This window comes from Streptomyces sp. (genome assembly GCF_035563135.1).
Taxonomy (GTDB): domain Bacteria; phylum Actinomycetota; class Actinomycetes; order Streptomycetales; family Streptomycetaceae; genus Streptomyces.
Genome location: NZ_DATMVN010000084.1, coordinates 1 through 6,501 on the forward strand (window position 1 = coordinate 1; position 6,501 = coordinate 6,501).

A 6,501-nucleotide genomic window follows, 5' to 3' on the forward strand; every position below is an offset into this window, starting at 1 on the left:
CCGCCGGCCTGGGTGCGTCGATGGTGTTCGGTGCGGGCGCGGCGTTCGCGTCCGGCACGGCGGACACCGCGGCCCTGGCGGGCGCGGTCACCACTGCCGACTCCGTCACCCGGCAGGCGAGCGCCCAGAGCAAGGCCGCAGCCGAGGCGAAGGCCGGGAAGGCGGAGAAGGCCGCCGCCAAGAAGCAGGCCGCGGCCAAGAAGAAGGCGGCGGCGAAGAAGAAGGCCGCCTCCTGGGAGGCCCCGGTCGACAAGTACGTGCTGAGTGCCAGCTACGGCACCGGTGGCGCCCGCTGGGCCAGCAAGCACTCCGGCCAGGACTTCGCGGTGCCGATCGGCACCAAGGTCGAGGCCGCGCACTCCGGCCGGGTCGTCAAGGCGGGCCCGAACGGCGCCGGCGACGGCCCCGCGTACGGCAACGCCGTCGTGATCAAGCACGCCAACGGCAAGTACTCGCAGTACGCGCACCTGTCCAGGATCGACGTGAACGTCGGCGACCGCGTGAAGACGGGCGAGAAGATCGCCCTGTCCGGCAACACCGGCAACTCCAGCGGCCCGCACCTCCACTTCGAGATCCGCACCACCCCGAACTACGGCTCGGCGGTCAACCCGGTCTCCTTCCTGAAGAGCGAGCACGTCCACATCTGACGCGGCGCCCGGAGCCGCTAAGCGGCGGGCCCCGGGTCATGGGCCCTGGTCACCAGTTCGATGGCGACCTCGAGAGCAGCCTTGCGCTTCTCCTCGGGGTCGCCTTCGGCGTCCCTGAGGGCCATCATCCCGGCGTGCATCGTGAAGAGTGCGCTGAAGCACCGCACCTGGTCGGTGAGCGGGGCGTCGGGATCCTTGATCAGGTCGACCAGGGCGATGACCCGGTGCTTGACGGTGTGGCCGATGCTCAGTTCGCGCACCGTCGCCTGGTTCTCCTGCATGAAGACGAAGAGCGGCTCGGCGGTCTTGAGCACCTCGCTGTAGCGGACCAGGATCTCCTTCTTGGTCGCCAGGGTGCGCGGCTGCTCCTTGCCCCACTCCAGGAGGTCCTCGACCGGCCGGTTCAGGTCCTCGAAGATGCTGTTGAGGATGTCTTCCTTGGTCTTGAAGTGGTAGTACAGCGCCGCCTTGGTGACCTGCAGCCGCTCGGCGATCTCGCGGAGAGAGGTCTTCTCGTACCCCTGCTCGGCGAAGAGTCCCAGGGCGACGTCCTGAATGCGCTGACGGGTGTTGCCCCGGCGCGGCTGCGGCGTGCTGCCCATGCGACTCTCCCCAAAACTTACTTGACGCCCGGCTAGTTACGGGTCTACTTTCCTCAGTGTAGCCAACTAGCCGGGCGGCAAGTAAGTGCCAGGTCGGTGGGCGGACCGGTATCAGGGGACCAGGGGAGCGGACGGCATGGCAGACCTCAGGAAGACCGCGGCGGGCGGGGAAGCGGAACCACAGGCGCGCAGCGTCCGGGTGGTGGTTCTCGCGCTGATGATCGCGATGCTGCTGGCCATGCTCGACAACCTGATCGTCGGCACCGCGATGCCCACCATCGTCGGTGACCTGGGCGGTATGGAACACCTGTCCTGGGTGGTCACCTCCTACACCCTGGCCACCGCGGCCTCCACCCCCATCTGGGGCAAGCTCGGCGACATGTACGGACGTAAGGGAATCTTCCTCACGTCCATCGTGGTCTTCCTGATCGGCTCGGTGCTGAGCGGGATGTCCCAGGACATGAGCCAGCTGATCGGTTTCCGGGCGGTCCAGGGCCTCGGTGCGGGCGGGCTCATGGTGGGTGTCATGGCCATCATCGGTGACCTGGTGCCGCCCCGGGAGCGTGGCAAGTACCAGGGCATGATGGCCGGCGTCATGGCGGTCGCGATGATCGGCGGACCGCTGGTCGGCGGGACCATCACCGACCACCTGGGCTGGCGCTGGAGCTTCTACATCAACCTGCCGCTCGGCGCCGTCGCGCTGGCCATGGTCACCGCGGTGCTGCACCTGCCCCGTAAGGAGCGGAAGAAGACCAAGGTCGACTACCTGGGGGCCGTACTCCTCACCGTGGGCATCACCGCGATCGTGCTGGTCACCACCTGGGGCGGTACGGAGTACGCCTGGGGCTCGGCCGTGATCATGGAGCTCGTCGCCCTGGGCGTCGCCTCCCTCGCCGGCTTCCTCCTCGTCGAGACGAAGGCCGCGGAACCGATCGTGCCGTTGCACATCTTCCGCAACCGCAACTTCACCCTCATGTCCGTGGTCGGCTTCATGGTGGGCTTCGTGATGTTCGGAGCGGTGCTCTTCCTCCCGCTCTACCAGCAGTCGGTGCAGGGGGCGTCCGCGACCAACTCCGGTCTGCTGCTCCTGCCGTTGCTGCTCGCGATGATGATCGTCTCGCTGATCGCCGGGCGGGTCACCACCAGCACCGGCAAGTACAAGATCTTCCCCGTCGTGGGAAGCGTCCTGATGGTCGCCGGCCTGCTCCTGCTCTCCACCATGGACACCGGCACCACGCGTCTCACCTCCGGCATCCACATGGCGGTGCTCGGCGCGGGCATGGGCTTCCTGATGCAGATCACGATGCTCGTCGCCCAGAACAGCGTCGAGCTGAAGGACATGGGTGTCGCCTCGTCCACGACCACGCTCTTCCGTACGCTCGGCAGCTCCTTCGGGGTCGCGATCATGGGAGCCCTGTTCACCGGCCGGGTGCAGGACGAGATGACGGCGCGCGGCGGTGGCGGGGCCACCGAGAAGTCGGCCCAGCTGGATGCGGCGAGCCTGGCGCAGCTTCCGGCCCCGGTGCGCGAGGCGTACGAGTACGCCGTCGCCTCGGGGACCCACCTCGCCTTCCTCGTGGGCGGCTCGGTCGCGGTGGTGGCCCTGGTGGCGGCACTGTTCGTCAAGGAGGTCCCGCTGCGCGGCACGGCGAAGCCGGAGGCGGCCGCCCCGGACGACGACGGAGCGGCGGCAGCCCGGCCCGAGGCGCTCCAGCAGTCGCAGACCGCCTGAGCGGCCCCGGACAGGGGCGGGCCCCGGAGGCGAGACGTCTCCGGGGCCCGCCCCTGTCCGCTCAGCCCGTCTCTGCCTGCCGCAGCACGGGGAAGCTTCCGGTGTTCGTCGGCGCGTGCTCGGGCAGCCACAGCACGGCGACCGCTCCACCCGTGCCCCCGGCGCCCCCGGCGGGCCCCGCGTTGCGGAACGTCAGCCTGGCCCCCAGGACCCGCGCCTGGCCCGCGGCGATGGTCAGCCCCAGCCCGTGGCCGCGCCCGGCCCTGTCGCTGCTTCCGGTACGGAACCGGCTCGGCCCCTCCCGCAGCAGTGCCTCGGGGAAACCGGACCCGTGATCGCGGACCCGTACCACCCGGCCCTCGACCGTGACCTCGACCGGGTCCGCGCCGTGCTCGGCGGCGTTCCCCAGCAGATTGCCCAGGATGCGCTCCAGCCGCCGCGGATCCGTGGACACCCAGGCCTCGTGCACCACCCGCACCGTGATCCCGGGATCCAGCAGCCGGACCCGCCGGCTGACGAATTCGCCGAGCGGCAGTTCCTGCAGCTCGGCCCGCTCCGAGGCGCTGTCCAGCCGGGCCACCTCCAGGACGTCCTCGACCAGGGTCCGCATCGCCTGGGCCCGGTCCCGCACGAGCTCCGTGGGGCGCCCGGGGGGCAGCAGCTCGGCCGCGGTGAGCAGGCCGGTCACCGGGGTGCGCAGCTCATGGGCGATGTCGGCGGTGACCCGGCGCTCCGCCTGGATCCGCTCGTTCAGCGCGTCGGTGAGCGCGTCCACCGCCCTGGCCAGCTCGTCGGTCTCGTCCCGTACGACCCCGCCGACCGCTTCCCGTACGCGTACCTCCGTGTTGCCCTGGGCGACCCTGCCGGCCGCTGCCGCCGCCTTGCGCAGCCTCCGGGACAGCTGGCCGCCGATCAGGACGCCGAGCGCGCAGCCGCCGAAGACGACCGAGACCGAACCGATGACCAGGGCCCTGTCGAGGTCGCCCATGATCGTGGCGCTGCGGTCGGCGAAGCGGGTGTGCAGGGACAGGACGTCTCCGTTGCCCAGCGGAACGGCGGCCCAGACGTCGGGAACCCCGTCCGCGGAGTCGTCGACATGGGTGGCGCGCCGGTTCTCCTGGATCTGGCTGCGCAGGCTCACCGGCAGCGACGGGTCGTTGATCTTGGCGCCGAACTTCGGCGACGGCTTCTGCGCGGGTGTGGCCTCGTACAGCCGCTGTGCGAACAGCAGGCGCTCCAGTTGCACCTCGCGCGCGTTCTCCAGCATCGAGACGCGGGCCGCGTTGTGGACGACGAGGCTCAGGGCCAGCGCGATGAGCGCGCCGACGGCCGCGATCGCGATGCTGATCTTCCAGCGGACACCGGTCCGCAGCGCCAGCCGCCTCATGCGCGGAGCTTGTAGCCGAAGCCGCGGACCGTCTCGATCCGGTCCTGCCCGATCTTGGTGCGCAGGCGCTGCACATGGACGTCGACGACGCGGGTGTCCCCGCCCCAGCCGTAGTCCCAGACCCGCTCCAGGAGCTTGTCCCGGGACAGCACGGTGCCGGGCGCCGAGGAGAATTCCAGCAGCAGCCGCATCTCCGTCGGGGTCAGGCCCACGTGCGCGCCCCCTCGGCGCACCTCCATGCCCTCGGTGTCGATCTCCACGTCGCCGAAGACCAGCACCCCGCCCGGCTCGTCCGGCGTCCCGCCGCCTCCGGCAGGTGTCCCGCCCGCGCCGGAGGCGTGGCCGAAGCGCCGCAGCACGGCGCGGATGCGGGCGACGAGCACCGCTCCGTCGAACGGTTTGGTGACGTAGTCGTCGGCCCCGGCCTCCAGGCCGAGCACCACGTCGATGGAGTCGGCACGCGCCGACAGCATGATCACGGGCACGGTCGACTCGTCGCGGATACGCCGGCACAGGCTGACCCCGTCCAGGCCCGGCACCATCACGTCCAGCAGGGCGATGTCCGGGCGGTCCGCCCGGAAGGCCTCCAGGCCCAGCAGGCCGTCGGGCACCGCGGTGACCGAGAAGCCGACCCGCTCCAGTGCGAGCTGGGTGGCCTCACGGATGACGTCGTCGTCCTCCACGAAGAGGACATGGGTATCGGCCATGCGTACGGCTCTCAGCTCTGCGTCGTCGGCGGTGCGGGGAGGGAGCCCTCTCCGCTGCCGACGGCCTGGTTGAATTCGTTGTGCACCCTGTCGGTCTCGGCGAACCGGCCGGAGTCCCAGCGGTAGGTGACGACGTCCTCGCCGGAGGGGTACGCGACCGAGTCCTTCGACCCGTACACCTGTGTAGTCACCACCAGATCGCCCCGGTCGATGGTGCCGTAGACCGCCGGCACCTCGGCGGCGAAGACGTTCCTGTACGAACCGCCGGCATCCTGCCGGTAGACATAGGTGCCCACGCCCACCGAATCGCCGCAGGTCATGACGTTGACCACGACATCGGCCGCCGGGCCGCCGGTGAGCGTGCCGTACGAGGTGTCGACCGGGTACTCGTCACCGGTGCAGGGCTTCAGACCGTCCTTGAGCTGCCGGCTCACCTTCGGGTCGCCCTGGACGAGCCGGACGGCGTCGACCCGCGGGGAGGGCTTCGCCGTCCCGGTGGGCGCCGTGCTCGACGGAGCGGCCCGGGCGACCTGCCGGGTGGCGGCCGGGCCCTCGTCACGCGTCCCCGTGCCTCCGGTGGAACAGCCGGCGCAGAACAGCCCGAAGGCGGCGAGCCCGGCCACCGCCGTGCTCCCCGCCGCCAGGCCGGCCCCGAGTCCCCCGCGGCCGGCCGTGTCCTTCCTGCTGCCCGTCAGGCCGCGCACCGCTCCCGCCCCCGCTCGTCATGACGCCTGTTCCGCTGTGAGGGTATCCGCGCCGGCGCAGCCTCGGCCTCCTGGCTGCGGGCCGCACGGTCCTCCAGCTCCTGGCGCAGTCGTGCCAGAGCACGGTGCAGGGTGCTCTTCACCGTGCCGGCGGACATGCCGAGCGCCGCGGCCGTCTCCTCCGTGCTCATCTGCTCCCAGTGTCGCAGCACGACGACGCTGCGCTGTTTCGGAGCCAGTACCCCGAGGACATCCATGAGCAGGGCGCGGTCGGCGCGCTGATCGGCGCCGTCGTCGACACTCGCGTCGGGGAGCTGCTCGGTCGGAACCTCGTCGAGCTTGCGGGCCCGCCACCACTCCGTACGAGTGTTGATCATGACGCGGCGCAGATAGGCGTCGGCGAGGGACTTGTCGGCTATGCCGTCCCAGCGGCCGAAGGTCCGGACCAGGGCGGTCTGCAGGAGATCCTGCGCGTCCACGGGGTCGGGCACGAGCCGGCGGGCACTGCGCAGCAGCGCGTCCTGCCGGGTCCGTACGTACTCCTCGAATCCGAGCACCTCGCCCTGAGCCATTACGACCGCCTCCGTCCCCGTGGATCCCCGTGTACCGCCATCAGCCGGGTGGTCCCGTCGCCGACGTCCGGTGACGTTACGGAGGCGTTGTCACGAGGGTGTGCGGAGCAGCCGTACGCGGGCGCACGGCTGTCCATCGGTTGTGTAACA

The 6,501-nt window shown here is 70.8% G+C and carries 7 protein-coding genes; 2 read left to right on the plus strand and 5 right to left on the minus strand.

The features are described 5' to 3' along the window. Window positions 1–647: M23 family metallopeptidase (locus VN520_RS03620; protein WP_325745362.1), on the plus strand; the 647-nt coding region annotated here is incomplete at its 5' end. A gap of 17 nt (window positions 648–664) precedes the next feature. Here VN520_RS03620 and VN520_RS03625 read toward each other — a convergent pair. Beyond that, window positions 665–1,249, minus strand: a complete 585-nt coding sequence (locus VN520_RS03625) for a helix-turn-helix domain-containing protein (RefSeq protein ID WP_325745363.1) — start codon at window positions 1,247–1,249, stop codon at window positions 665–667. Between the two features lie 136 nt (window positions 1,250–1,385). On the opposite strand from VN520_RS03625, the gene VN520_RS03630 reads away from it, so the two are divergent. Beyond that, window positions 1,386–2,981, plus strand: coding sequence for an MDR family MFS transporter (locus VN520_RS03630; protein WP_325745364.1), 1,596 nt, complete (start codon window positions 1,386–1,388; stop codon window positions 2,979–2,981). 61 nt (window positions 2,982–3,042) lie between these two features. On the opposite strand, the gene cseC is transcribed toward VN520_RS03630, so the two are convergent. Genes cseC through VN520_RS03650 form a run of 4 tightly spaced genes read right to left on the minus strand, consistent with a single transcriptional unit; the run spans window position 3,043 to window position 6,351 of the window. Continuing rightward, window positions 3,043–4,368: a two-component system sensor histidine kinase CseC gene (gene cseC, locus VN520_RS03635; RefSeq protein ID WP_325745365.1), complete on the minus strand. Its 1,326-nt coding sequence runs from the start codon at window positions 4,366–4,368 to the stop codon at window positions 3,043–3,045. Then, complete coding sequence (gene cseB / locus VN520_RS03640; RefSeq protein WP_325745366.1) at window positions 4,365–5,075, minus strand: two-component system response regulator CseB; 711 nt, start codon at window positions 5,073–5,075, stop codon at window positions 4,365–4,367. The genes cseC and cseB overlap by 4 nt, the downstream gene beginning before the upstream one ends. Before the next feature lie 11 nt (window positions 5,076–5,086). Beyond that, window positions 5,087–5,779, minus strand: coding sequence for a hypothetical protein (locus VN520_RS03645; RefSeq protein ID WP_414719761.1), 693 nt, complete (start codon window positions 5,777–5,779; stop codon window positions 5,087–5,089). Beyond that, window positions 5,767–6,351 (minus strand): SigE family RNA polymerase sigma factor, encoded by a 585-nt coding sequence (locus tag VN520_RS03650; RefSeq protein WP_325745367.1) that lies wholly within the window; start codon window positions 6,349–6,351, stop codon window positions 5,767–5,769. The genes VN520_RS03645 and VN520_RS03650 overlap by 13 nt, the downstream gene beginning before the upstream one ends. Between the last annotated feature and the right edge of the window lie 150 nt (window positions 6,352–6,501).